The 20,522-nt window shown below is 62.3% G+C and carries 29 protein-coding genes; 12 read left to right on the top strand and 17 right to left on the bottom strand.

All coding sequences use genetic code 11. The features are described from left to right. Positions 1–10: 10 nt before the first annotated feature. Positions 11–628 carry a leucyl/phenylalanyl-tRNA--protein transferase gene (gene aat, locus MAFF_RS01855; RefSeq protein WP_010909207.1) on the top strand — a complete coding sequence of 206 codons (618 nt, stop codon included), beginning with the start codon at positions 11–13 and terminating at the stop codon, positions 626–628. Between the two features lie 10 nt (positions 629–638). Here aat and MAFF_RS01850 read toward each other — a convergent pair whose 3' ends face one another. The 3 genes from MAFF_RS01850 to MAFF_RS01840 all read right to left on the bottom strand — a co-directional run bounded on the left by MAFF_RS01850 (position 639) and on the right by MAFF_RS01840 (position 2,254). Further along, on the bottom strand, positions 639–1,025 hold the full coding sequence (locus tag MAFF_RS01850) for a hypothetical protein (protein ID WP_032930134.1): 387 nt from the start codon (positions 1,023–1,025) through the stop codon (positions 639–641). Positions 1,026–1,100: 75 nt separating this feature from the next. Further along, on the bottom strand, positions 1,101–1,697 hold the full coding sequence (locus MAFF_RS01845; protein ID WP_010909205.1) for a DUF2155 domain-containing protein: 597 nt from the start codon (positions 1,695–1,697) through the stop codon (positions 1,101–1,103). A 158-nt stretch (positions 1,698–1,855) separates the two neighbouring features. Then, the gene (locus tag MAFF_RS01840; protein WP_010909204.1) at positions 1,856–2,254 is read right to left on the bottom strand and encodes an NADH:ubiquinone oxidoreductase subunit NDUFA12; all 399 of its coding nucleotides are present in this window, start codon (positions 2,252–2,254) and stop codon (positions 1,856–1,858) included. A 230-nt stretch (positions 2,255–2,484) separates the two neighbouring features. Here MAFF_RS01840 and panB point away from each other — a divergent pair, with 230 nt between their 5' ends. Next, complete coding sequence (panB, locus tag MAFF_RS01835) at positions 2,485–3,345, top strand: 3-methyl-2-oxobutanoate hydroxymethyltransferase (protein WP_010909202.1); 861 nt, start codon at positions 2,485–2,487, stop codon at positions 3,343–3,345. Further along, positions 3,342–4,193: a pantoate--beta-alanine ligase gene (gene panC / locus MAFF_RS01830; protein ID WP_010909201.1), complete on the top strand. Its 852-nt coding sequence runs from the start codon at positions 3,342–3,344 to the stop codon at positions 4,191–4,193. The genes panB and panC overlap by 4 nt, the downstream gene beginning before the upstream one ends. Before the next feature lie 63 nt (positions 4,194–4,256). Here the strand turns inward: panC and MAFF_RS01825 are convergent, their stop codons facing one another. The 3 genes from MAFF_RS01825 to gatB form a co-directional block, all read right to left on the bottom strand. Beyond that, positions 4,257–4,955 carry an AIM24 family protein gene (locus MAFF_RS01825; RefSeq protein WP_044547484.1) on the bottom strand — a complete coding sequence of 233 codons (699 nt, stop codon included), beginning with the start codon at positions 4,953–4,955 and terminating at the stop codon, positions 4,257–4,259. Positions 4,956–5,112: 157 nt separating this feature from the next. Beyond that, entirely contained in the window at positions 5,113–5,604 is a 492-nt protein-coding gene (locus tag MAFF_RS01820; protein WP_010909199.1) for a GNAT family N-acetyltransferase, read from the bottom strand. A 4-nt stretch (positions 5,605–5,608) separates the two neighbouring features. Then, positions 5,609–7,108 carry an Asp-tRNA(Asn)/Glu-tRNA(Gln) amidotransferase subunit GatB gene (gene gatB / locus MAFF_RS01815; RefSeq protein WP_010909198.1) on the bottom strand — a complete coding sequence of 500 codons (1,500 nt, stop codon included), beginning with the start codon at positions 7,106–7,108 and terminating at the stop codon, positions 5,609–5,611. 407 nt (positions 7,109–7,515) lie between these two features. Here gatB and MAFF_RS01810 point away from each other — a divergent pair, with 407 nt between their 5' ends. Beyond that, positions 7,516–7,758, top strand: coding sequence for a YjhX family toxin (locus MAFF_RS01810; protein ID WP_280113115.1), 243 nt, complete (start codon positions 7,516–7,518; stop codon positions 7,756–7,758). A 48-nt stretch (positions 7,759–7,806) separates the two neighbouring features. Here the strand turns inward: MAFF_RS01810 and MAFF_RS01805 are convergent, their stop codons facing one another. Next, positions 7,807–8,238: a CBS domain-containing protein gene (locus MAFF_RS01805; protein ID WP_010909196.1), complete on the bottom strand. Its 432-nt coding sequence runs from the start codon at positions 8,236–8,238 to the stop codon at positions 7,807–7,809. 87 nt (positions 8,239–8,325) lie between these two features. Continuing rightward, positions 8,326–9,084, bottom strand: a complete 759-nt coding sequence (locus MAFF_RS01800) for a rhomboid family intramembrane serine protease (protein WP_032930124.1) — start codon at positions 9,082–9,084, stop codon at positions 8,326–8,328. A 405-nt stretch (positions 9,085–9,489) separates the two neighbouring features. On the opposite strand from MAFF_RS01800, the gene MAFF_RS01795 reads away from it, so the two are divergent. From MAFF_RS01795 to MAFF_RS01785, 3 genes are all read left to right on the top strand, one after another. Continuing rightward, positions 9,490–10,122, top strand: a complete 633-nt coding sequence (locus MAFF_RS01795; protein ID WP_044547476.1) for a PAS domain-containing protein — start codon at positions 9,490–9,492, stop codon at positions 10,120–10,122. Positions 10,123–10,241: 119 nt separating this feature from the next. Beyond that, entirely contained in the window at positions 10,242–10,859 is a 618-nt protein-coding gene (locus tag MAFF_RS01790; RefSeq protein WP_010909193.1) for a PilZ domain-containing protein, read from the top strand. A 304-nt stretch (positions 10,860–11,163) separates the two neighbouring features. Beyond that, positions 11,164–11,772, top strand: a complete 609-nt coding sequence (locus MAFF_RS01785; RefSeq protein ID WP_010909192.1) for a transglutaminase-like cysteine peptidase — start codon at positions 11,164–11,166, stop codon at positions 11,770–11,772. A 263-nt stretch (positions 11,773–12,035) separates the two neighbouring features. On the opposite strand, the gene MAFF_RS40470 is transcribed toward MAFF_RS01785, so the two are convergent. Further along, positions 12,036–12,230, bottom strand: coding sequence for a hypothetical protein (locus MAFF_RS40470; protein WP_244420702.1), 195 nt, complete (start codon positions 12,228–12,230; stop codon positions 12,036–12,038). On the opposite strand from MAFF_RS40470, the gene MAFF_RS01775 reads away from it, so the two are divergent. Next, complete coding sequence (locus tag MAFF_RS01775) at positions 12,204–12,629, top strand: ankyrin repeat domain-containing protein (protein WP_244420701.1); 426 nt, start codon at positions 12,204–12,206, stop codon at positions 12,627–12,629. The two genes, MAFF_RS40470 and MAFF_RS01775, sit on opposite strands and share 27 nt — an antisense overlap. Before the next feature lie 51 nt (positions 12,630–12,680). Here the strand turns inward: MAFF_RS01775 and MAFF_RS01770 are convergent, their stop codons facing one another. Together MAFF_RS01770 and MAFF_RS01765 are read right to left on the bottom strand one after the other, a co-directional pair. Beyond that, complete coding sequence (locus MAFF_RS01770) at positions 12,681–13,208, bottom strand: gamma carbonic anhydrase family protein (RefSeq protein ID WP_010909190.1); 528 nt, start codon at positions 13,206–13,208, stop codon at positions 12,681–12,683. A 19-nt stretch (positions 13,209–13,227) separates the two neighbouring features. Continuing rightward, on the bottom strand, positions 13,228–13,554 hold the full coding sequence (locus MAFF_RS01765; RefSeq protein ID WP_420651731.1) for a DUF6949 family protein: 327 nt from the start codon (positions 13,552–13,554) through the stop codon (positions 13,228–13,230). Between the two features lie 126 nt (positions 13,555–13,680). Between MAFF_RS01765 and MAFF_RS01760 the strand changes: the two genes are divergently transcribed. Then, positions 13,681–14,412, top strand: a complete 732-nt coding sequence (locus MAFF_RS01760; protein WP_044547472.1) for a hypothetical protein — start codon at positions 13,681–13,683, stop codon at positions 14,410–14,412. A 48-nt stretch (positions 14,413–14,460) separates the two neighbouring features. Here the strand turns inward: MAFF_RS01760 and MAFF_RS01755 are convergent, their stop codons facing one another. The 3 genes from MAFF_RS01755 to MAFF_RS01745 all read right to left on the bottom strand — a co-directional run bounded on the left by MAFF_RS01755 (position 14,461) and on the right by MAFF_RS01745 (position 16,571). Continuing rightward, complete coding sequence (locus MAFF_RS01755; RefSeq protein ID WP_044550358.1) at positions 14,461–14,667, bottom strand: DUF3126 family protein; 207 nt, start codon at positions 14,665–14,667, stop codon at positions 14,461–14,463. Positions 14,668–14,817: 150 nt separating this feature from the next. Further along, on the bottom strand, positions 14,818–15,666 hold the full coding sequence (cysE, locus tag MAFF_RS01750; RefSeq protein ID WP_027046788.1) for a serine O-acetyltransferase: 849 nt from the start codon (positions 15,664–15,666) through the stop codon (positions 14,818–14,820). A 260-nt stretch (positions 15,667–15,926) separates the two neighbouring features. Further along, positions 15,927–16,571: a VOC family protein gene (locus MAFF_RS01745; protein WP_044550355.1), complete on the bottom strand. Its 645-nt coding sequence runs from the start codon at positions 16,569–16,571 to the stop codon at positions 15,927–15,929. A 121-nt stretch (positions 16,572–16,692) separates the two neighbouring features. On the opposite strand from MAFF_RS01745, the gene MAFF_RS01740 reads away from it, so the two are divergent. Continuing rightward, entirely contained in the window at positions 16,693–17,295 is a 603-nt protein-coding gene (locus tag MAFF_RS01740; RefSeq protein ID WP_080512019.1) for an HD domain-containing protein, read from the top strand. A gap of 170 nt (positions 17,296–17,465) precedes the next feature. Here MAFF_RS01740 and MAFF_RS01735 read toward each other — a convergent pair whose 3' ends face one another. From MAFF_RS01735 to MAFF_RS01725, 3 genes are read right to left on the bottom strand one after another with little or no spacing between them, the layout of a single operon-like run. Next, positions 17,466–18,233, bottom strand: a complete 768-nt coding sequence (locus MAFF_RS01735) for an alpha/beta fold hydrolase (protein WP_044550352.1) — start codon at positions 18,231–18,233, stop codon at positions 17,466–17,468. A gap of 19 nt (positions 18,234–18,252) precedes the next feature. Then, positions 18,253–18,813: a DUF192 domain-containing protein gene (locus tag MAFF_RS01730; protein ID WP_044547469.1), complete on the bottom strand. Its 561-nt coding sequence runs from the start codon at positions 18,811–18,813 to the stop codon at positions 18,253–18,255. A 24-nt stretch (positions 18,814–18,837) separates the two neighbouring features. Further along, positions 18,838–19,434, bottom strand: a complete 597-nt coding sequence (locus tag MAFF_RS01725; RefSeq protein ID WP_032920553.1) for a cold-shock protein — start codon at positions 19,432–19,434, stop codon at positions 18,838–18,840. A gap of 216 nt (positions 19,435–19,650) precedes the next feature. On the opposite strand from MAFF_RS01725, the gene gloA reads away from it, so the two are divergent. Both gloA and MAFF_RS01715 read left to right on the top strand, forming a co-directional pair. Next, on the top strand, positions 19,651–20,091 hold the full coding sequence (gene gloA / locus MAFF_RS01720) for a lactoylglutathione lyase (RefSeq protein WP_010909179.1): 441 nt from the start codon (positions 19,651–19,653) through the stop codon (positions 20,089–20,091). 132 nt (positions 20,092–20,223) lie between these two features. Beyond that, entirely contained in the window at positions 20,224–20,517 is a 294-nt protein-coding gene (locus MAFF_RS01715) for a DUF2218 domain-containing protein (protein ID WP_010909178.1), read from the top strand. Positions 20,518–20,522: the final 5 nt, after the last annotated feature.

The raw sequence follows: 20,522 nt of genomic DNA, 5'->3' as shown, positions 1-20,522 counted from the left end.
CGGGGACGCGATGACCCGCCCTTACGCGCCTGGCTATCGCATCCCTACCGACCTTCTGCTCAAGGCCTACGCTTCGGGCGTCTTCCCGATGGCCGAAAGCGCCAGCGACCCAGAAGTGTTCTGGGTGCGGCCGGAGACGCGCGGCATCATCCCGCTCGACGGGTTCCACACGCCCAAAAGCCTGCGGAAGACGATCCGCAAAAGCCTGTTCGACATCCGTTTCGACTTCGATTTCGAGGCGACGATCGACGGCTGTGCCGAAAAGCGCGAGGAGCGGCGCTCGACCTGGATCAACGCGCCGATCCGCGAGGCCTATGTCCAGTTGCACCGAATGGGCCATTGCCATTCGGTCGAGGCCTGGCGCGAGGACCAGTTGGTCGGCGGCCTCTATGGCGTGTCGCTTGGACGGGTTTTCTTCGGCGAAAGCATGTTTTCCAAGGAGACGGATGCGTCGAAAATCTGCCTCGTGCATCTTGTCGAGCGCTTGAAGGCACGTGGCTTCGCTCTGCTTGATACGCAATTCACCACAGAGCACCTCAAGCGCTTCGGCGCTGTCGACGTCCCGCGCGGCAAGTATGAGAAGATGTTGGCCGAAGCACTGAAGGGCGAGGCTATCTTTTTTCCGTAGGGATTGGGCCCTACTTCGCGGCCGCTACCTCGATCGGCGTCTGCGAGTGGAACATCATCTTCCAGCCGTTGACGCGATGGACATAGCCGGTGCTGACCAGCGCGGCGTAGGGTTCGCCGTTCTCGCGTGTCGCATGCGCCTCATAGGTCAGCATGATGATGTCGCTGCCAGGCTCGATTATTCCCTTGAGCTCGATATCGAGATCGCGCCAGCGATTGGGTTTGGTCGCGGTCTTGGCCAAGTCGGCATTGTCCATCGCCTTTGCCATTTGCGGAAAGGCCACCAGGCATTCCGTATCGGCATTGGCCGCGTAATAGGCCGCGTCGCCGGTCCAGAACCCTTTTTCGAGTTCCAGCAGTTCTTTCTTGCTGGCCGTGATTCGCTTGGTGTCCGACATCGAAATATCCTCCGGGCGCGTCGATGCGCGGTCGTCTGTGGTCCAACGCATGGTGGCCACGACGGTTCCCAGGGATCAGTTGGCGTCTGATGTATCCGGTTGCGTGGGATCGGGCTGTTCCGCATCCGGGCTGGCCGCAGGCTTGGCGGCGGCTGGTTTGGTCGCGACCGGCTTCGAAGCATCGGCCTTGGGTGCATCAGCCTTGGTGGCATCCGGCGCCGGCACATCGGACTTCTGTTTGCATTCCTTCAGCCAGACGTCATAGACGGCATGCTCGACGGCGTTGAGGCCCGGGCTTTCGGCGAACATCCAGCCGGTGAAGATGCGGCGGATCTTGCGGTCGAGCGTGATCTCGTCGACCTCGACGAAGGAATCGGTCTTCGGCTCCTCGTTCTGCGGCCGGGAATAACAGACGCGCGGCGTCACCTGCAAAGCGCCGAACTGCACCGTCTCATCGATGTAGACGTCGAAGGTGATGATGCGGCCGGTGATCTTGTCGATGCCGGCAAACTCGGCAACCGGGTTGGTGATGCGATCCGATCCCGCGGGCGCGGCTGGTGCGGGAGCGGCGGGTGTCGCCGGTGCGGGCGACGCCGCAAAGGCCGCGGTGCTGACGGCGAGGCCGGCGGCTAGCGTCAGACCGCCCGTCGATATCCGATTGAAAAAGCTCATATAGGGGTACCGGTGGTTCGTGCCCGGGTGATTCCGTCGATCGCCAAGGCTAGTCGCCGTTTTCTGATCAGCAAGCAGCTAAACACCAATTGTGGCGACAAAGGACCGGCCTGCACTTCGTGCTGTGACAAGTCGGAGTATCGTACAAGCCGGGGCCGTTACGACCCTGGCGTCCAGGCGTCGTAGTCACCGGTAACCTGTGGGCGATGCTGATTGGTCAGCACCGAGCCCTTCGGGCGGTAGGCCGCCGGCGTGCCGGTCAGATTGGGCTGATGCGGCTTCTGCCAGTCGCGCGGCTTGTAGTCCTCGCTGGCCGGGGCGAGATCGACGCGGTGGTGGATCCAGCCATGCCAGCCCGGCGGTATGGCCGAAGCTTCCGAATAGTTGCGGTAGATGACCCAGCGGCGCGTGCGACCTTCCGAATCGATGCCACCTTCGTAATAAACATTGCCGACCTCGTCCTGGCCAACCCTCTTGCCGTACCGCCAGGTGTGCAGACGTGTTCCCAGCGTCTGGCTGTTCCACCAGGTGAAAAACTGCGTCAGGAAAGTCTTCATCTCAGAGCCCTTTGCGCTGGCGGCGCCTGTTTCCTGCTTATGGCGTCAGGCCTTCGGGAAGGCAAGGGTTTTGCCACGGGGAGCGCGCAAATGGCGCGCCGGGGTGCCGACACAGGCCTGCGATCCGCAGAGGCGACAGGATGTGCGCTTGCCAAGCCTTTGCGCTCTTTCTAAAGCTCAGCGCGCCCATGCGGATATCCAATCCAGCCATGGGCCGAGGGAGGTGACGATTGGCCACGAAACTGCCGACCACCGACATTCGCATCGGCGCGGAGCTGATTCGCCGCCGTAAGGGCGGCGTCCCGTTGGTCTGCCTGACCGCCTACACCTATCCCGTCGCCCGCCTGCTCGACCCGCATGTCGACCTGCTTCTGGTCGGCGACAGCGTCTCCATGGTCCTGCATGGCCATGCGACGACGCTCGGCGCCTCGCTGGGGATGATGATCGCGCATGGGCAAGCGGTGATGCGCGGCTCGGCCAGGGCCTGCGTGGTCGTCGATATGCCGGCCGGCAGCTACGAGGATTCGGCGGCGCAGGCTGTGGCCTCAGCGCGGCGCATCGTTGACGAGACCGGCTGCCAGGCGGTGAAGCTTGAAGGCGGCGTCGACATGGCCGGGCAGATTGCGGCAATCGCCGCCGCCGGCATTCCGGTCATGGGTCATATCGGCCTGCTGCCGCAATCGGTGGAAAAGGACGGCGGCTACAAGATCAAGGGCCGCACGGATGAGACTGTCGCGGCGCTGATGGCGGACGCGCGCGCCGTCGAAAAGGCCGGCGCGTTCTCCGTGGTCATCGAGGGCACCATCGAGGCGGTCGCCGCCGACATCACACGCCGCATCGCCATTCCAACCATCGGCATCGGTGCCAGCGGCGACTGCGATGGCCAGATTCTGGTCATCGACGACATGGTCGGGCTAACCGTCGATCGCGTGCCGAAATTCGTCAAGGAATATGCCGACCTGCGCAGCGTGATCGCGAACGCCGCCGAGCGCTACGCAGCGGAGGTGCGAGACCGGACTTTCCCCGGCCCTAGCCATGTCTTTTCGGGTTCAAAAGCCTCTTCGGACTTAAACGGCGGGGATGAATCATGAGCCGTCCCGAGGTCGTCAACAGCGTCGCTGCACTTCGCGCGCAGGTCAGTGACTGGCGGCGCGACGGCCTGCGCGTTGCCATGGTGCCAACCATGGGCGCGCTGCATGAGGGTCATCTCTCCCTGATCAGGATCGCCAGGGAAAAAGCAGAGCGCTGCGTGGTGTCGATCTTCGTCAACCCGACGCAATTCGCGCCGAGCGAGGATCTCGACAAGTACCCGCGCCAGCTCGCCCGCGACCTCGACCTGCTGGCAAGGGTCAAGGCCGATCTTGCCTTCACGCCGACGGTCGGCGCGATGTATCCCGCCGGCTTTGCCACCAGGATCTCGGTCGGCGGCCCGTCCGCCGGGCTCGAATCGGACTTCCGCCCCACCTTCTTCGAGGGCGTCGCCACCGTGGTGGCCAAGCTTTTTCTGCAGGCGACGCCCGACTGTGCGGTCTTTGGCGAGAAGGACTACCAGCAGCTTTGCGTCGTCAGGCAGCTCTGCCGCGACCTCGACCTTCCCGTCGAGATCATCGGCGCCCCGACCATACGCGACGCGCATGGCCTCGCAATGTCGTCACGCAACGCCTATCTCGACGAGGCTGAACTCGCTGTCGCCCGCCGGCTCAACGTGATCCTGCACAAGGCGGCAGCGGCACTGGCGGCAGGCACCCATCAAGATGACGCAACCGGAGAAGCCAACCGCGCGCTCATCGCTGCAGGCTTCCAGAAGATCGACTATGTCGAGGCCCGCGAAAGCCTGACGCTTGCGCCCTGGCGCCGCGACCGCGCGGGCCGTGTTCTCGCCGCCGCCTGGCTGGGCAAGACGCGACTGATCGACAATGTGGACGTTCCCGTTGCCTGAGCGGATCGGGCTACGCCACGCTTTGTGCCCTGGCGCCACCCATCCGCGATCTCCGGCACACGCTTACTCCTCCGTCGGCATATGCAGATACATCGACTGGATGCCGACGCGGCCCGGGCCGGTGAAGCGGTTGACGATGAAGTTCATATTGGCGCCGAAGAAGCCGCTCGACAGGCGATCGATCTTGGTTTCCATCCTGACGGAGGCATCCTTGAACAGCCAGCCGCCCGGCTCGATGTCGATGGTCTCGCCAGCAGCAAGCGTCTTTTCGAAGACATTGCCGTAGCCGTGCAGCCAGACAATGCCGTCGCCGCCATCGCCGCGAAAACGGTCGATGAAGAAGCCGCTCTGGCCGAACAGCATCGTCGCCAGGCCGCGCACACGCTCGAATGTGTAGTCGACATTGCCAGTGGCGGCGAGGAACTGGTGTTCGCGCACCTGGATCTCCTCGCCACGCCTGAGATGGATCGGCACGATGTGGCCGGGTCCATCACGGCTGAAGGCGATGATGCCCGCTCCCGACGCCTCGGTGACGAAGATCTGCATGCCGGCCATCATACGCTTCAGCGCGCCCTTCAGCGTTTTCAGGCCGATGGTGATGGTGGAGTTCTTCCACAACAGGATGTGGTGCTCGAAATAGACAGGCATTTGCGTCACATCGACCGAAAGCACGGGCACCAGTTCGCCCGCTATGTGGTAGGTGACGCCACCAAAGGTTTCGTCCGACACCTGCGTCGGCATCAGTTCCGGCAAGCTTGGCATGGTTCCCCCCAGCGCTGCCCAGCGTTCCGGTCCATTCCGGCTTCCGCGCGGCCAGCACCGGTAGCTTTGGTGTGGGGCCTTCAGGCCGTCAAACGAAAACGGGCGCATGCAGCGCCGCTCGCGCGAAGGTGAACAAGAGAGGCTCGCTTCGAAGGAATCAGCCGGCAAGAGACCGGCGGTAGACCAATGTCGGCTCGCCGGAGGCATCCGCGTGTTCGCCGGCATCGCCGGATCGCACGAAGCCGTTCGCTTCGTAGAAGGCGATGGCGCGGGCGTTTTGCGCCTCCACTTCCAGACGGATGGCCCGGGCTTCCGGAAAACTCTCGATGATCTCGTCCAGCAACATGCCGCCGATGCCCCTGCTCTGCAGGGCTGGAAACACGAAGAGCTGTTTCAGGACAACTTCTTCTCCGCCACCAATGCCCTCGGCAAAGGCCACGCCGCCGATGCGCTTGCCGTCATCGGCGACGAGGAACTCGCTGTTCGGCTTGATCAGCCGCGCCTTCAACGAGGCGATCGAGTGCCACGCATCGGTGATTTCGGTGACCTTGGCAGCGCCATAGATCGCGTCATAGGTGGCATGCCAAGTTTCGACCAGCAGCGCGCGGATGGCAACGAGATCGCGTTCGCCTGCGGTGCGGACGAACATGACCTTACTCGATGCCGAGCTTGGCCTTGACGAGGTCGTTGACCGCCTGCGGATTGGCCTTGCCGCCCGTCGCTTTCATCACCTGGCCAACGAACCAGCCGGCCATGGTCGGCTTGGCGCGCGCCTGTTCCACCTTGTCGGGATTGGCCGCGATCACCTCGTCGACCGCCTTCTCGATGGCGCCGGTGTCGGTGACCTGCTTCATGCCACGGCTTTCGACCAGCGCACGTGGATCGCCGCCTTCGCTCCAGACGATCTCGAACAGGTCCTTGGCGATCTTGCCGGAGATGGTGCCGTCCTTGATCAGGTCGATGATCGCGCCGAGCTGGTCGGGCGAAACGGGAGCATTTTCAATGTCCTTGCCGACCTTGTTCAACTGGCCGAGCAGATCGTTGATGACCCAGTTGGCGGCGAGCTTGCCGTCGCGGCCGGCGGCCACCTTCTCGAAATAGTCGGCGACCGACTTTTCCGACACCAGGATCGAAGCGTCGTAGGTCGAGAGACCCAGCGAGGTGATCAGCCGCGCCTTCTTGTCGTCGGGCAGTTCCGGCAGCTCTTTGGCCAAAGCATCGACATAGGCCTGATCGAATTCCAGCGGCAGAAGATCGGGATCAGGGAAATAGCGGTAGTCGTGCGCTTCTTCCTTCGAGCGCATGGAGCGCGTCTCGCCCTTGACGGCATCGTACAGCCGCGTTTCCTGATCGATCTTGCCGCCGTCCTCGAGAATGGCGATCTGGCGCCGCGCCTCATAGTCGATGGCCTGGCCGATGAAGCGGATCGAGTTCATGTTCTTGATCTCGCAGCGGGTGCCGAACTCGCCACCGGGCCGGCGCACCGAGACGTTGACGTCGGCGCGCAGCGAGCCTTCATCCATGTTGCCGTCGCAGGTGCCGAGATAGCGCATGATGGTGCGCAGCTTGGTGACATAAGCCTTGGCCTCGTCGCCGGAACGCAGGTCGGGCTTGGAGACGATTTCCATCAGCGCCACGCCGGAGCGGTTGAGGTCGACATAGGACATGGTCGGATGCTGGTCGTGCATCGACTTGCCGGCATCCTGTTCCAGATGCAGCCGCTCGATGCCGACCTCGATGTCCTCGAACTCGCCCTGGCGGTCGGGGCCGACCGAAACGATGACGGTGCCCTCGCCGACGATCGGCTGCTTGAACTGCGAGATCTGATAGCCCTGCGGCAGATCGGGATAAAAATAGTTCTTCCGGTCGAAAACCGACTTGTGGTTGATCTGCGCCTTCAGCCCGAGCCCGGTGCGGATCGCCTGCTTGACGCATTCCTCGTTGATGACAGGCAGCATGCCCGGCATTGCCGCATCGACCAGGCTGACATTGGCGTTGGGGGCCGCGCCGAAGGCAGTCGAGGCGCCGGAAAACAGTTTTGCTTCCGAGATGACCTGCGCGTGCACTTCGAGACCGATGATGATTTCCCAGTCACCGGTGGCGCCGGGGATCAGGCGTTTTGCGTCGGGCGTGCGGGTATCGATGATGGTCATGGCCTGCCGTCAAATTCGGGATGGATGCTGAATGTCACTACACATTCAGGGGCACAAATCGTACCCGCTTCGCTAGTGCAAACCGCCAAAAGAGACAAGCGCAAAGCCGCAGGCTGGCCTTTTCAGCCGCCTTTGCCTATAGGACGCCCATCCCAATGGAGAGTGGATGTCCACTTACGCTCAGTCCCGGTAAGGCCCTGACCTCGTAGCGAGGCAGGGCAGAAAACCTGAAACCCCGTGCCGCGAAGCTTCGCGGCGGCGGCATTTTTCGTTTCCCGGAAACTCTCCACATGGATATTTCGCGCAGCACATGACCCCGAAAATCGGAATTGATTTTCGGAAAGGATCATGTGCCACATTATAATTGCCACAGCGTCCTTTGCGCGTCCAAGAGGACGCGCGGCGCTGTGGGACAACGCATCCTGCACATGCTTGCGCAGGGCGGACGCATTGAAATCGAAAAGAACCAGAAGAAACGGATCGCCTCCGTCAAATGCCTGACCCGCGATGGCTGGCACCATCCGGGCGTCGATCTCGACCTGTTTCGAAAGCTGAAACGCAAGAAGGCGGTTTCGTCGTCGGGCGGCGGTCCCTATCGCATCACCCGGCGCGGCCTCGAACTCGTCCGCTCCGAACTCGACAACCGATAGACTACGGTTCCGCCGGTCGGGTCTCCGGCCGGCGGTTCCTTTCACCGCTCAAGCGGTGGCGATGTAGGCCCTGATCTCGTCGGCCTCGCGCTCGACATCCTCGATGCGGCGCTTGACCACGTCGCCGATGGAGACGATGCCATCGAGCAGACCGTCCTTCTCCACCGGCAGATGGCGGAAACGACCCCTGGTCATGATCTCCATCACCTCATTGACGGTGTGGTTCTCGTTGCAGATCTTCACCTTCGGCGTCATTGCCGAACGCACAGCGATATCGAGCGCGGCGGCACCTTCCTTGGCGACAACCCGCACGATGTCGCGTTCCGACAGGATGCCGACAATCTTGTGATCGCCATTGGTGATGACCAGCGCGCCGATCTTGTGTTCGGCCAGGATGCGGATGGCTTCGCTGAGCTTTTCGTTCGGCCCGAGCGTCAGCACGTCGTGGCCCTTTTTTTCCAGAATTGCCTTAACCGTCATGGCGTCCTCCTCTGCTTCGCCTGCCGGTCCCTGCCCAGACCGGTTTTCACGTAAGAGTGAACATCGTGCGCCGTGATCGGTTGCATTTCAAGTGCGACGGTCGGCGGTCTCCCATTCGGGCGGCGGCCATCGCCGATCGAACCAGCGCAGGCCGAAAAAGCCGGCGACGAAGCCACCAATATGAGCCTCCCAGGCGATCTGCCCATCTACTCCAGGCGCAAATCCGAGCAGGCCTGTGGCGAGGTTGATGATCATCCACACGGCAAGGAAGACCACGACACCGCGCGAACGCACGACAAGCGAGATCGGCAGCACGGGGCCGGCGAAGGCCGCCTTGCCGGCCGAACGGTCGGTGCGGAAACCGAAGCGCGCCGCGGCACCCATCATGCCTGATATGGCACCGGAGGCGCCGACCAGCGGTGCTTCACCATAGGGGTGCATGGCCCAGAAGAGCGCCACGGAAGCCAGTCCGGTAACAGCGAAGAACAGAGCGAACCGGAGCCCGCCGAGCCGATTGGCTAGTGGCGAACCAAAGGCGGCGAGCCACACCATATTGATGGCGATATGGGCAAACCCGCCATGCATGAAGGCATAGGTGAAGGGTCGTGTGAACAGGAACCAGTCGAAGCCGTATTGCCCGGTATAGAGGACTGGAATGAAGGCTCCATCGTAGAGCAGCGTTATCTGCTGCGCGTCGTTCAGCACATATTGCTGCAGCAGGAAGACGGCCGCGCAAATGCCGATCACCGCCAGTACGATCGGCGGCAGATTGAACACCGGTTCGCGCGCAGGCGGCGGCATGCTTTCGGCCGGTTCGGCCTCGGTTGGATTTTGCGGCTCGCTCATCTGCAATCGCACTCGGTGGTGGTTCGATCTTGGGCTAGTTCGATCTGGCGAGCATCTAGATCACGGCAATTGGAACCGCAAACGGCGAATCGCCCCAGTGCGAATCAAAAAGAAGCCGTCCAAGGTTTCCCTTGAACGGCCGGTCGAGCCCCCTGCTCCCCTAAAACTCTTGACTGAAGTGCTGCCGATCGTCGCGAAACGACCGCTTCTGGAGTGGTTTTGGTGTGCCACAGGGCCTGCTCGGGGGCAACGTAAACCAGTTGTTAACCTTAACGGCCCCGACCCGTGAACAAGTGTTAACGACGCTGGCACGCTTCCTGCTCCGCAACGCATGTAGGTCATCGGAGGGCGCCCTTCTGTTCACCGATGGGACATCAGACGACAGAATGCGCGGAGCAGCATACCATGAACCAAAACGGATCGATCACGCTGTTCCATTATTGGAATCGCCTGCGTGACGGACGCCCCGCTCCGAAGCGTTCGGAAGTCGAGCCGGCCGATATCAAGTCGCTTTTGGCCGACACGTTCATCCTGGAAAAGGACACACGCGGCCAACCTGTCTTCCGCCTGGCCGGCACCAGGCTTTGCGCCTGTTATGGCCGCGAACTCAAGGGATTCTCCTTCCCGTCGCTGTGGCGCGAGAAGGATCAGCGTCTGGTCTCACGGCTGATTCACGGGGTTTTCGACCAGAAATCGGTGGTGCTGATCAATTTCGAGGGCTTCAGCCGCAATGGCCGCTCCAACAAGTTCGAATTGCTTGCCTTGCCGCTTGACGGCGGCGTCGAGAACCCGCGTTGCCTTGGCGTGATCAGTGCCGCTGAGAAGCCGTTCTGGCTGGGCGCCGACCCGATCACGGACGCAATGATCGATTCGATTCGTGTCATCGACCCGGAGAAAGAGATGCTCAACAACCGTCCGGCGATCGACGTTCCCTCGCTTGTTCCAGCCGAACTCGAGGCGCCCGATACGATCTCGGCGCTTGGCCGGGCGCGCCGCATCCGCCATCTCGTCGTCTTCGACGGCGGGCGCGACGAATAGTTGATGATCGCACGGTCTCGCAGGCTCGTTTTTCCCCTTTGTTAACCCGCTTTGTTGTACTTCTGTGATGAAGTTCCTCGCATTGACGCGTGGGAATGCCAAACGGGGTGTAGGCAGTCATGAGGTCAGCGGCGGTCGACTACGCGCCGTCCCAAGCTGAAAGGCGTAACTTTCAGCGCGTCCGGGTCAAGATATACGGGCGATTCATGCTGGAAGACCGCACCGAGCATCCTTGCCAGGTTGTCGACATGTCACCCGGCAATGTCGCGTTCCGCACCGATCGCATCGGCATGCCCGGCGAAAAGGTGATCGCCTATATCGACCATATCGGCCGCATCGAAGGCGTTGTCACGCGCACGCTGCAGGACGGCTTCGCCATGACGGTGATCGCGTCCGACCGCAAGAAGGACAAGCTGGCGGCGCAGCTGACCTGGCTTGCCAACAAGCACGAACTCGACCTGCCGGAAGACCGCCGCCACGAGCGCGTCGCGCCGCGCAATCCGACCAGCGTGCTGCAGCTCACCGATGGCCGCCAATACCAGTGCCGGATCATCGACCTGTCGCTGTCCGGCGCCGCGATCGAGATCGACGTCAAGCCGGCGATAGGCGTCCAGGTCATGCTCGGCACCATGCGCGGGCAGATCGTTCGTCATTTCGAGGATGGCGTCGCCATCGAGTTCGCCGTCATCCAGCGCCCCGAAACGCTCGATTCCGAATTCAACACGCCGCGCGCCTGACCGGATCCAACGGACGCTGCAATCAAACCGGCCCTGCATGGCCGGTTTTTTATTTCCGGGCGACAGCGATCTGTCTCTTCGCAAGTGGGCGGGTTCGCTTCGGACAGGCCGAGGCTGCCATTCGAGGCGCCGGGCACGACGCCTCGGGCGCCGATGCCAACCCGGGCAATCCAAACAATTCAATACTCAAATGATTCAAATTTTATGTTTATTCTATTGGCGTTTTACTTAAAGTCTGCTTCGCGCTTTTGCGTCAAATAAATCCAGCTGTGGCAATGTCTCCTTCGAACGGGGAGACTAGAAAATGAAAAAAACGAGGGGCAAGCTGTTGCTGATGGCAATGGCGATGCAGCTTTCCGCTTGGGGATCAGCATATGCCGCGGGACCGGCCTATATGCATACGGGCGGCCGTACCACGCAGCCTGTCGGCCACTATGAATTCTGCCAGCGCATCCCTGGCGAATGCAACGAGAAGACGCCCAAGGGCGCGCCGGTCGACCTGAGCCGCAAGCTCTGGGCGACGATCGTCAACATCAACAATTCGGTCAACACCCGCGTTAAGCCGCGCACCGACATGGAAAACTACGGCGTCGAGGAGTACTGGGCCTATCCCGACAATGGCTATGGCGATTGCGAGGACTATGCGCTGGAGAAGCGCCGCGAACTGATGGACGCGGGCGTGCCGGCGGGCGATCTCCTGATGACGGTTGCGCGCCAGCCGAATGGCGACGGCCACGCCGTGCTGACAGTGCGCACCAGCCTCGGCGAGTTCATCCTCGACAATCTGGAAACCAAGGTGCTGTCCTGGACGGACACCGACTACACCTATCTCAAGCGTCAATCGACGGAGAATTCCGGCGTTTGGGTGACGATCAACGACGGCCGCTCCGACGCGGTCGCCAGCGTCCGCTAGGACGCCAATGCATGTCGCCCACAGGGGCAGTGGTTTGCGACATGCATGCAACGGAGGTTAAGCGCGCCGCATCGACGCGACACGCTTGAGGAGAAACCCGGTCGAGTCCCCACCCTCCCCGTCCCCAACGACCGGGTCTAAGGAGCCGGCCCTGTCCCCGGGCCGGCTCCGCCATTTCTGGCGGAAGCTCGAAACCCAATCAGGGCTGGGCAGGCGCATCCGACCATCCAGCGCCTCCTTTGCACGGACGGCGGATCGGGGCATCATAGGCTGTTGGTTTCGTCCTCTGGACCACGGCGATGTTGGAGATCCCGGAAGATCGATGCGAGCGTCATCGTCTGTTCAAGGCGATCGACGATGCCTTCAAGGCCGGTGACTTCGATGGCCTTGGCAAAGCGCTGGGCGGTTCGCCCGGCTGGTTCGACGAGCGCATGCCGTTCGAACTCGGCCTCGGACATCCGCTGGAGTACGCGATCTATTGGAGCCCGGTCGGCTTCATCTCGACGTTGCTGGATGCAGGTTCGGATCCGAATTATCAGGATCACGGCGGGTTTCCGGCAATCATTGCGGCGCTGTCCACCGACCGGGCCGACAGGCTGGAAGTCGTGCGGGTGTTGATCGAGGCTGGCGCCGATCCCAATATGCGGGGCGTGAACGACTGGACGCCGCTTCACTATTCGGTGGGCATTCGTAGCGCCGAGGCGATCCACCTGCTTTTGGCGGCTGGCGCCGACCCGACTCTCGCAACCCGCATCGATGACTATACGACAGCCTTCGAGGAAGCCGACAAAGCCGGCTTTGAAGCCGGTGCTTCATTGCTGCGTGATGCCATAGCAAGGCGCGGCTTTAATAGATAATTGCTCGACCCGCTATGAGACCGCAGGCGACACGGATCGGCCGAGACTGCCTCAGACCTTCTTCAGCCCCGCCTTGAAGCGCTTGCCATTGGCGACGTAGTGCGCGGCCGAGCCGCGCAATCTTTCGACGGCCGCATCGTCCAGCACCCTGATCGCCTTGGCCGGAGAGCCGACGATCAGCGAATTGTCCGGAAACTCCTTGCCTTCGGTGACCAGCGCGCCGGCGCCGACCAGCGAATTCTTGCCGATCCTGGCGCCGTTCAGCACGATGGCGCCCATGCCGATCAGGCTGTTGTCGCCGATCGTGCAGCCATGCAGCATGGCCCGATGGCCAATCGTGCAGCCCTCGCCGATGGTCAGCGGAAAGCCGGGATCGGTGTGCATGACCGTGTGTTCCTGCACATTGGTGTCGGCGCCGACAATGATCGGCTCATTGTCGCCGCGAATGACGACGCCGAACCAGAAGCCGGCATTGCGGCCGACCCTGATGTCGCCGATCAGCGTTGCATCGGGCGCGATCCAGTTCGAGCCGGCATCGGCGAAGCTGGGCTCCGCTCCATCGATCGCATAAAGCGGCATTGTCGGCCTCCGAATCGTCTCAGATGCCGGACCCTAGGAGACCGATCGCCCATGAGGCAATGGTAAGCACGACGATGCCCAGCGCCAGGGACCAGGCAATCGCCGTGCAGCCGCATGACAAGAGCGCCATCGTCGAAATACGCTTCTCGCGGCGGGCATCGAGGGCATCGTTGACCAGCATGAACGGCCCTGCGCCAGCGGTGGCCGCCAGCGAGCGCAGCACATGCGCGGACGACACATAGGGCTCGGCGAAGGCGACCTTGCGGCCCGAGACCAGTTCCATGGTCGAGCCTGTCAGCCCGCACACCGTCAGCCCGACGACAAAAGCAAACAGGAAGAGTTCCATCTGAGCCATCTTAACCTTGCATTTACCATGAAATCGCACAGTCGTTTCTGGAAGGCTGCAAGAGCCGTGCCGCGCGATGTGTGCCGCCGGGGGACACCGGGAATGGCGGTTGGGATAAGGACCGAGATGAAGCAGGCAGCGATCGCCGACGGCCCTGAACTCACTGTGGTCGATTCCACGCTGATGAAGCGGGTGTTCTATGCCTTCGCCGCACTTGCCTTGCTGTCGGTGGCGATCAGCCTTGGCGGCAAATGGTTCGGCCATGCCATCGCCATGGCCGGATACACCGACGACACGACGGTGCGCCGGGTCGTGATCGGCAACAATGTGATTTCCGTGCCGGCCAATTTCATCCGCTTCGAACAGGCCCGGCGTGACGGCGTCGCTTCGCGTCTCGACCTTTATCTGCGCTATCCCCAGATGGACGGGTACAGTGAGGCGGCCCGCGACGATTTCAATCACTCGGAAGCCAACAGAAGCATCATCTTCCTGTCCTTCGAACAGCAGATGATGTCGCGCGACATGAGCGGCCGGTTTGCGCCGATCTACAGCGCGCTGATCGTCCAGCCCGGCGTTCCGGGAGCGGGCGGCACGACGGTCTACGGCTTCAACGAGAAATCAGGCTATCTGAACGAGGTGCTGGTGGTCGGCAAGCGGGCGGGAAAGGACCCTTTCGTGGCCCGCTGCCTGAGCGGGCCGAATGCCGGTCAATCGCTGGCGCCGTGCGAACGGGACGTCCATGTCGGCGACGATCTCAGCCTCACTTACCGCTTTCCCAAGGAATTCCTTGGCGACTGGCAGGCACTCGACGCGGCGATGATGGCAGAGGCCGGGCGAATGCTGAAGACCGGACATTGAGAGACAATGGCAGGCCGCGTCAGGCGCGGCCTGCCATTTGATACGAGCTCAGCCCAGATCGATGTCGAGGATCGCCATCGAGAAATTATAGTCGCCGTCGTCCTCGTCCTTGAAGACGATGCCAAGGAATTCGTCTCCGACATAGACTTCGGCCGAATCTTCCTTGCGCGGCCGTGCCTTGACCTCAAGCTTGGGGTTCTGGAAGACGCGCTTGAAATAGGCGTCCAGCTTTCTGATTTCGTCCGGCTTCGACAGTCTTCTCCGATCATCGGGCTTGCTGGTTTGAAGGGCGCTTCTGGCACGTCGACAATGGCGATGTAAAGGCAAGCCAGCCGTATTGCACCGGAAGCGGCAGCGCCGCCGGGCAAAATCGCAATCGCGCCGGACGGCGCGCCGGCGCTGAAATCAGATATCGAAGCTGACCACCTGGTCCATCGACTGCGACGGCAGGAGCTGGTCCATCTGGCGCGAAGGCTGGTCGCAGCCGGTCTCACCGACCACGCGGGCCGGCACGCCGGCCACAGTCTTGTTGTGCGGCACGGGCGACAGCACCACCGACCCGGCGGCGACCTTGGAGCAATGGCCAATCTCGATATTGCCGAGAATCTTGGCGCCGGCGCCGATCAGCACGCCACGGCGGATCTTGGGATGGCGGTCGCCGCCAGCCTTGCCGGTGCCGCCCAGCGTCACGCCATGCAGGATCGACACATCGTCCTCGATGACCGCGGTCTCGCCGACGACGAGGCCGGTGGCGTGGTCGATGAAGATGCCCTTGCCGATCCGCGCGGCCGGGTTGATGTCGGTCTGGAAGACCGAGGACGAGCGGCTTTGCAGATAGAGCGCGAAATCCTTGCGGCCCTGATTCCACAGCCAATGCGCCAGCCTGTGGGTCTGGATGGCGTGAAAGCCCTTGAAATAGAGCACCGGCATGATGAAACGGTCGCAAGCCGGGTCGCGGTCGTAATAGGCCTGGATGTCGACACGCACAGTGGTCGGCCATTCCTTGTCGTCGGCCAGCATGGTCTTGAAGGTCTGGCGGATCAGATCGGAGCCGATATCCTGATGGGCAAGCCGCTCGGCGATCCGGTGGATGACGGCCTCTTCCAGGCTCTCCTGGTTGAGGATCGTCGAATAGAGGAAAGCGGCCAGCAGGGGGTCGCGGTTGACCGCGTCCATCGCTTCGTCGCGGATCGAACGCCAGATCGGATCGACCGGCTGCAACGCGCTATGGCGGGAAATGCTGATGCTGTTCATCGACGTCTCGTCCTGCGTCCTGCTGGCTTGCCTGTTGTCCGGCCGCACATATAAGCCAGATCATAGCATGATTGAACTCAATTTTCCTTAGTGCTGTGTCAAATGGATTTGGTTCGCAGGAATTCAAGCAGCCATGGAAAACGAACCCTTGATCGCCGAGCCGTCAGAAGCGGCCTTCCGCGCCCAGCCGCCCGGACGATCTAATGGCGGGCTCAAGGTCAGCGCGGTGCCGATGACACCGCGCTGCGATGGACCTCGGTTCAAGTCGGCAGTGGCGTGCCGGCCTGTTCCGCCACCATATATTCGGCATACCAGTCGGGCCAGTTCACGTCATACTGTCCGCCGGTTCGTTGCTCGTGTTCGCCATGTGCCGCCGCCGCACGGCGCAGCGCCGCGGCAAGCTCGCGCGACGACGTGAATAGGGTGTCGGTGGGATCCACGCGTCCAGGCAGTCGCTGGGTGATTTCCTGCAGTATGAAGCTGTTGCCGTCCGGATCGCTGAACGTGACATAGGATGAATAGCTGCGCCCTTCCGGATGCCTGCCGCTGATCGCCGGCTGCCCGGGCCCCGCGCGGTGGAACACCTCGCTCGCTTCGACGCCGCGCGCCACGAGTTCGGCATGCGCCGCCTCGATATCGGACACCACGAGATACAGTCCCTTCGCCGAGCCCGGCGCGGCTGATGTCAGGCCCTTGCCGAAATGGATCGAGCACGGCGAACCCTGGGGCGTGAACTGCACGACCCGAAAGGCATCGCCGACGACGAAGTCCGCGTCGAGCCGCCAACCCAGGCCGCTGTAGAAACGCTTGGACCGGTCGGCATCCGCAACGGCGATGATGACGGCCTCCAGCTTCATGTCAATCGTCCCCGGTCTAGGGTTCTCGCTGCCGGACGTATTGGTCATGTCAGCCTCCTGGGTTGGATATTCCTGGACCGGCAACATTCCTCAGAGCCCCGGCCCATGCAAGGGTTCGAAGTGACTGGCTCGAAGAGGCTGAGATCGATTAACTGGGCGGATGACGAAAATGAAAGACCAGCCCTTGATCGACGAACTGCTGAAACAGGAACTCTCGGCGCTCTACCGAGCCGAGGATCGCCATTATCACAACCTCGCCCATATCGAGGCGATGCTGGCGCTGGCCGCAGACCATCGAGCGCTGCTCAGTGATCCCCAGGCTGTTGAAGCGGCGATCTGGTTCCACGACGCGATCTATGACAGCAAGGCCAAGGACAATGAGGCAAGAAGTGCCGCGCTTGCCGCGCAAAAGCTCGCGAGCCGAACCGACCCGGAGCGCCTGGATCGCATCGGCGCGATGATCCTCGCCACTGCCACCCACCAGGTGCCTCGGTTCCATGACGACGCGGCCACACGCGACGCCAGTCTCTTCCTCGACATGGACCTTTCGATCCTGGGCGCCGCGCCGCATGCATTCGACGCCTATGAACGCGCGGTCCGCCGCGAATATGGCTGGGTGGAGGAGCCGATGTGGCGTGCCGGGCGAGGTGCCGTGCTGAAGGATTTCCTCGCCCGCCCGCGCATTTTCCACACCGAGGAATTTCGCCAGCGCTTCGAGCCGCAGGCCAGGCTGAACATGGCGCGGTCGCTGGAGGCTCTCACCGCCGGTTAGAGCAATCAGTCAAAAGCGCCCAATCATCGATGTCATTGCCGCCAGGAGAGCCAGCCCCAGCCATCAAGGACAGGAACGTTTGCCGAGATTACCCCGCGCGACCGCGCCCGGTGTCGCGGGCACGCTTCTCCCCACTGTGCCAGTGTCGCCCGCTTCCCCGCGCCGTCCGATCAAAGCGGATATTCAGCATAAAACTCCAGCACGCGTTGCTTAAAGGTCTTGTCCCCGACCGCCAGCATATGATCCCTGCCCTCGATGTGGAAAGCCCTGGCGTTCGGCATCAGGGCGGCGAGGTCGTCCGGCGAGCCGCCAATGTCGTCCGTGGTGCCGACCGCGACCAGCGTCGGCTGGGCGATGCGGGCAACGTCCTGCTCGCTCAGCAACTCCCGCGATGTGGCGATGCAGGCGGCAAGCGCCCGGCGATCGCTGCGGGTCTGGTCGGCGAAGGCGCGGAAAGAGCGGCCACGCGGATGGGTGGTCGTGGCCGGATCGTCGGCAAGCAGGGCCGCGGCGATCGGATCCCAATCGCCGACGCCGTCGATCATGCCGATGCCGAGGCCGCCAAAGACCAGCGTCGCCACCTTGTCCGGATCGGACAGAGCCAGAAACGCCGCGATGCGAGCACCCATCGAATAGCCCATGACATGGGCCCGTTCGATACCGAGATGATCGAGCAAGGCGGCGGCATCCGAGGCCATTTTCGCAGGCGTATAATCGGCCTCTTCATAGCTCTTCGACGACGAGCCGTGGCCGCGATTGTCGAAGGCGATGGCGCGATAGCCGGCATCGTTGAGCGTCTTGAACCAGCCGGGAGACACCCAGTTGACGTAGTGGCTCGAGGCGAAGCCGTGGATCATGAGCACGGGATCGCCCTGCCCCGACGCCGGCTGGCGGTCGAGGAAGGCAAGATCGAACCCGCCATGGGAGAAGAACTGCATCGGCTGCCCTACCTCGCGTTCAGCCGCCGCCGTTGGGTGCATCGCCATTGTCCGGCGGTGGCATGCCTGGTCCGGATACGGTGCCGATTGCCGGGTGGCGCAACAGGTCGCCATATCCGATGCCGTATTTGGCGGCGGCGCCAGCCTTGAGCTCGAGCACGAAGCGCACGGGCACGCCAGGTGAAATGATGGCCTGGGATTGCGGCTCGCCATGCTTGACGGCGCGGATCTTGCCATCCTGGCCGACAAAGATCAGGTCAAGCGGCATCGGCGTGTTCTGCATCCAGAAGCTGACCTGCTGCTGTATCTCGAAAACGAACAGCATGCCGTGATCGTCCGCCATGTCCTGGCGAAACATCAGGCCGGCCTCGCGCTCCGCATCGGTGTCGGCGATTTCGATGGAAAAAGAGCGATTCCCGTCTTTCGTCACCACGACCAGCGGCGCCGGGTCGACCGGAAGGATCATCGCCCGGCTGTCGGCCGAGGTCGGCCGTTCTGAATAGAAGAAAGCACCTGCGGCGACGATCACCGCAGCAATGGCGCAAAACACGCCCGCCGTCAGCCAGTTCCTGCGAGTCATCCAAGATCCTCGGCCGAAATCGTCCTAGTGCGAAACCGGCAAGGTGCCCATATCGGGGTGAATTTCGGCGGCCATAAGGCCTTTGTCACCGCGGCCGAAACGGACAAGCACGACCTGCCCCGGCCGAAGCTCGGTGATGCCATAACGGCGCAAGGTCTCCATATGGACGAAAATGTCCTCGGTGCCTTCGCCACGCGTCAGGAAGCCGAAGCCCTTGGTGCGGTTGAACCACTTGACCAAAGCGCGTTCAAGCCCGCTCTCCGGCGTCACCGCGACATGCGTGCGCTGTTCCTGCATTTCCGCGGGATGGACGGCGGTGGTGACATCCATGGAAAGCACACGGAAAGCCTGCAGACCGCGATCGCCCTGCTTGACAAGGCAGACCACGCGCGCGCCCTCCAGGGCAGTTTGGAAACCGTCCCGTCGAAGACATGTCACATGGAGGAGGATATCGCCCGAGACACCGTCATCGGGTAGGATGAACCCGTAACCTTTGGCCACATCGAACCACTTGATGGCGCCGGCAATTTCGGTCAGGTCGGCGGCATCGCCGCCTTCGTCGCGCTTCAAGGCGTCGCCAAGGGTTCCGGCCCGCCCCGTCAAAGAGGCCTTTTCCCCCATAAGAATGCCCCCTTTTTTCAAGAACACCGCAACTGATTCTTGACACCAGATTAACACCGCGGCTTCCGGTGTGTGCAAGACCTTCCCTGCCTTTTTTCACGGTTCATTGCGGGAATACCGGATTTGTTCTTTGCCGGCGTCGCCGACCGCGGGAGATTGCCCTTTCGCCGGGCCGACTCTATGTTGCGCCGCACCCCAACAGATCGAGGAAAACTCATGCGCTATCTGCACACCATGGTCCGCGTCGCCGACGTCGATGCCTCGCTCGATTTCTACTGCAACAAGCTCGGGCTGAAGGAGGTCCGCCGCTACGAAAACGAGCAGGGCCGTTTCACGCTGATCTTCCTCGCCGCCTCCGAAGACGAGCAAAGCGGCATCAACGACAAGGCGCCGCTGATCGAACTCACCTACAACTGGGATCCGGAAGACTACAAGGGCGGGCGCAATTTCGGCCACCTCGCCTATGAGGTCGATGACATCTACGCCACCTGCCAGCATCTGATGGACAATGGCGTCACCATCAACCGGCCGCCGCGCGACGGCAATATGGCCTTCATCCGGTCGCCGGACGGCATCTCCATCGAGCTTCTGCAGAAGGGCCCGGCGAAAGCCAAGGCCGAACCCTGGGCTTCGATGGCCAACACCGGAAGCTGGTAGCAATCACGCCATCTTGAAGCGAGGCGGCCGGGGTAAAAGCCGGCCGCCTTTGCCGTTTCGCACCACGCTACCTATCTGACCGGTCATCACGCCTGGCCGGCAGGCCAGCGCCAAGACCAGGAGAAGTCATTCATGCCATCCAGCCGTGCCGACGTCGCCACCGAGCACGCCAGCCGCTACCTGCAGCAGCTGTGCAAGCACTGGGCGCACAAATTTCCCGTCGAGTTCAACCCGACCCACGGCACCATCGACCTGACGTCGCTGGGCCGCACCGTCATGGATGCGGACGCGGCAGCATTGCACATCGTGGTATCAAGCGACGAAGCGGGATCGCTCGAGCGCCTGGAAAGTGTCGTCGCCGACCACATCAAGCGCTTTGCCTTCCGCGAAGAACTGACCTTCGACTGGAAGCCGGCAGCGACGTAACCAGC

The organism is Mesorhizobium japonicum MAFF 303099, assembly GCF_000009625.1.
GTDB classification, from domain to species: Bacteria; Pseudomonadota; Alphaproteobacteria; order Rhizobiales; family Rhizobiaceae; genus Mesorhizobium; species Mesorhizobium japonicum.
This window is presented reverse-complemented; position numbering and strand designations above follow the sequence as displayed.

Excerpts from the sequence above, each read along its gene's own strand:
- MAFF_RS01820 (WP_010909199.1), bottom strand. The coding sequence starts at position 5,604 with ATGTTCGTCCGCACCGCAGGCGAACGCGATCTCGTTGCCATCCGCGCG.
- MAFF_RS01785 (WP_010909192.1), top strand. The coding sequence starts at position 11,164 with ATGAAAAAAACGAGGGGCAAGCTGTTGCTGATGGCAATGGCGATGCAG.
- MAFF_RS01840 (WP_010909204.1), bottom strand. The coding sequence starts at position 2,254 with ATGAAGACTTTCCTGACGCAGTTTTTCACCTGGTGGAACAGCCAGACG.
- cysE (WP_027046788.1), bottom strand. The coding sequence starts at position 15,666 with ATGAACAGCATCAGCATTTCCCGCCATAGCGCGTTGCAGCCGGTCGAT.
- MAFF_RS01845 (WP_010909205.1), bottom strand. The coding sequence starts at position 1,697 with ATGAGCTTTTTCAATCGGATATCGACGGGCGGTCTGACGCTAGCCGCC.
- MAFF_RS40470 (WP_244420702.1), bottom strand. The coding sequence starts at position 12,230 with ATGTCCGAGGCCGAGTTCGAACGGCATGCGCTCGTCGAACCAGCCGGG.
- MAFF_RS01795 (WP_044547476.1), top strand. The coding sequence starts at position 9,490 with ATGAACCAAAACGGATCGATCACGCTGTTCCATTATTGGAATCGCCTG.
- MAFF_RS01775 (WP_244420701.1), top strand. The coding sequence starts at position 12,204 with ATGCCGTTCGAACTCGGCCTCGGACATCCGCTGGAGTACGCGATCTAT.
- MAFF_RS01735 (WP_044550352.1), bottom strand. The coding sequence starts at position 18,233 with ATGCAGTTCTTCTCCCATGGCGGGTTCGATCTTGCCTTCCTCGACCGC.
- MAFF_RS01825 (WP_044547484.1), bottom strand. The coding sequence starts at position 4,955 with ATGCCAAGCTTGCCGGAACTGATGCCGACGCAGGTGTCGGACGAAACC.
- MAFF_RS01805 (WP_010909196.1), bottom strand. The coding sequence starts at position 8,238 with ATGACGGTTAAGGCAATTCTGGAAAAAAAGGGCCACGACGTGCTGACG.
- MAFF_RS01765 (WP_420651731.1), bottom strand. The coding sequence starts at position 13,554 with ATGGAACTCTTCCTGTTTGCTTTTGTCGTCGGGCTGACGGTGTGCGGG.
- MAFF_RS01770 (WP_010909190.1), bottom strand. The coding sequence starts at position 13,208 with ATGCCGCTTTATGCGATCGATGGAGCGGAGCCCAGCTTCGCCGATGCC.
- MAFF_RS01800 (WP_032930124.1), bottom strand. The coding sequence starts at position 9,084 with ATGAGCGAGCCGCAAAATCCAACCGAGGCCGAACCGGCCGAAAGCATG.
- MAFF_RS01725 (WP_032920553.1), bottom strand. The coding sequence starts at position 19,434 with ATGGGGGAAAAGGCCTCTTTGACGGGGCGGGCCGGAACCCTTGGCGAC.
- aat (WP_010909207.1), top strand. The coding sequence starts at position 11 with ATGACCCGCCCTTACGCGCCTGGCTATCGCATCCCTACCGACCTTCTG.
- MAFF_RS01730 (WP_044547469.1), bottom strand. The coding sequence starts at position 18,813 with ATGACTCGCAGGAACTGGCTGACGGCGGGCGTGTTTTGCGCCATTGCT.
- MAFF_RS01715 (WP_010909178.1), top strand. The coding sequence starts at position 20,224 with ATGCCATCCAGCCGTGCCGACGTCGCCACCGAGCACGCCAGCCGCTAC.
- MAFF_RS01790 (WP_010909193.1), top strand. The coding sequence starts at position 10,242 with ATGAGGTCAGCGGCGGTCGACTACGCGCCGTCCCAAGCTGAAAGGCGT.
- gloA (WP_010909179.1), top strand. The coding sequence starts at position 19,651 with ATGCGCTATCTGCACACCATGGTCCGCGTCGCCGACGTCGATGCCTCG.
- MAFF_RS01745 (WP_044550355.1), bottom strand. The coding sequence starts at position 16,571 with ATGACCAATACGTCCGGCAGCGAGAACCCTAGACCGGGGACGATTGAC.
- gatB (WP_010909198.1), bottom strand. The coding sequence starts at position 7,108 with ATGACCATCATCGATACCCGCACGCCCGACGCAAAACGCCTGATCCCC.
- MAFF_RS01740 (WP_080512019.1), top strand. The coding sequence starts at position 16,693 with ATGAAAGACCAGCCCTTGATCGACGAACTGCTGAAACAGGAACTCTCG.
- panC (WP_010909201.1), top strand. The coding sequence starts at position 3,342 with ATGAGCCGTCCCGAGGTCGTCAACAGCGTCGCTGCACTTCGCGCGCAG.
- MAFF_RS01850 (WP_032930134.1), bottom strand. The coding sequence starts at position 1,025 with ATGTCGGACACCAAGCGAATCACGGCCAGCAAGAAAGAACTGCTGGAA.
- MAFF_RS01760 (WP_044547472.1), top strand. The coding sequence starts at position 13,681 with ATGAAGCAGGCAGCGATCGCCGACGGCCCTGAACTCACTGTGGTCGAT.